This is a genomic window from Nocardia amamiensis (assembly GCF_015477605.1).
Classification (GTDB): domain Bacteria; phylum Actinomycetota; class Actinomycetes; order Mycobacteriales; family Mycobacteriaceae; genus Nocardia; species Nocardia amamiensis_A.
The window spans coordinates 1-1,507 of record NZ_JADLQX010000145.1; the positions used below are offsets into that span (position 1 = coordinate 1).

Sequence of the window (1,507 nt, forward strand, 5' to 3'; positions counted from 1 at the left end):
CCGGCCGCCCGGTCACACGCACGATCCGCACCGCGCCCCCACGGAACCCCCGATCGAACTTGCGTCTCTTCTCCGCCATCCAGCCTTTCCTCTATGGTCAGGCCTCCACGGTACGAGGGGAAACGCAGCCAGAGCATCCTACTTCGCGGCTTAAGAACTCAGTTCAGAATGAGTCGGCGTGTCAGTTTGGTTTGCCGCGCATCATCTTTGAGACTCTCCGTGTGGCTGATGATGTGGTGACAGATGCGTTGTGGTCGAGGCTGGAACCATTGATTCCGGTGCGACAGCGACGCTTTCGGCATCCGGGCCGTCGATGGACCGACGACCGCGCGGCGTTGGAAGGCATCCTGTTCGTGGCGCGCACGGGCATCGGCTGGAACCAGCTGCCGATCGCACTGTTCGGGGCCTCCGGCGCGACCTGCTGGCGGCGGCTGGCCGAATGGCACGAAGCCGGGGTGTGGCAGCGGTTGCATGAACAAGTGCTGAACGAGCTGCGCGCTGCCGGGCGCCTGGAACTGTCGAACGCCCTGGTCGACTCCTCGCATCTTCGCGCGCTCAAAGGGGGGACCATACCGGTCCCAGCCCGGTCGATCGCGGCAAGCTCGGCTCCAAGCACCATTTGATCACCGATGCTGCCGGAACACCCCTGGCGGTCATACTCACTGGTGGCAACCGCAACGACGTCACCCAGCTGATCCCGCTGCTGGATGCCCTGCCCGTCATCGGTGGCCGGGTCGGCCGCCCCTGGCGCCGTCCCCGACGGCTCTACGCCGACCGCGGCTACGACCACGACAAGTACCGCAGGCTGGTCCGCGCTCGCGGCATCACACCAGTCATCGCCCGCCGCGGCACCGCCCACGGCTCCGGTCTGGGTACCGTCCGTTGGCCGGTAGAGCGCACCTTTGCATGGCTGCACGCATTCAAACGCCTACGAACCCGCTACGAACGCCGCGCCGACATCCACCACGCCCTACCCAGCATCGCCTGCTCGGTCATCTGCCTCCGCAAACTCATTCTGAACTGAGTTCTTACTCGGCGTGGTGCTGCCCCTCCTCTGGGGGCGGACCGACCCCGCGTCACCGCTGCCGATGGTGAAGTGGTGACGCGGGGCCGGTCGCGGTAGGGAGGGTTCAGCCGAGGGTGGTGACGTCGAGGTCGCCGTCGGCGTATTGGCTGCGCAGCCGTTTCTTGTCGAACTTGCCCACGCTGGTCTTGGGCACTTCGGCGATGAAGGTCCAGCGTTCCGGCAACTGCCATTTGGCGAACTTGTCGGCGAGGAACTCGCGCAGCTCTTCCGGTTTCGCCTCGGCGCCCTCGGCGAGCACCACCGCCACCAGCGGGCGCTCGTCCCACTTCTCGTCCGGCACCCCGATCACCGCGGCCTCGGCGACCGCGGGATGGCCGATCACGGCGTTCTCCAGATCCACCGACGAAATCCATTCACCACCGGACTTGATCACGTCCTTGGAGCGGTCGACCAGGGTGAGGAACCCGTCCGGGCTGATCT

At 66.1% G+C, this 1,507-nt stretch carries 2 protein-coding genes; one reads left to right on the plus strand and one right to left on the minus strand.

What is annotated here, in order from left to right; genetic code table 11:
• Positions 1-221: 221 nt before the first annotated feature.
• Positions 222-1,024 (plus strand): IS5 family transposase gene (locus IU459_RS37130; protein ID WP_440446563.1). Its coding sequence is split into 2 segments (ribosomal slippage): positions 222-567 and positions 567-1,024, totalling 804 coding nucleotides; the frame shifts between segments, so codons are not numbered across the junction.
• Positions 1,025-1,130: 106 nt separating this feature from the next.
• Here the strand turns inward: IU459_RS37130 and IU459_RS37135 are convergent.
• Positions 1,131-1,507 (minus strand): AMP-binding enzyme (locus tag IU459_RS37135; RefSeq protein ID WP_440446562.1); only part of this gene is annotated, 377 nt, incomplete at its 5' end.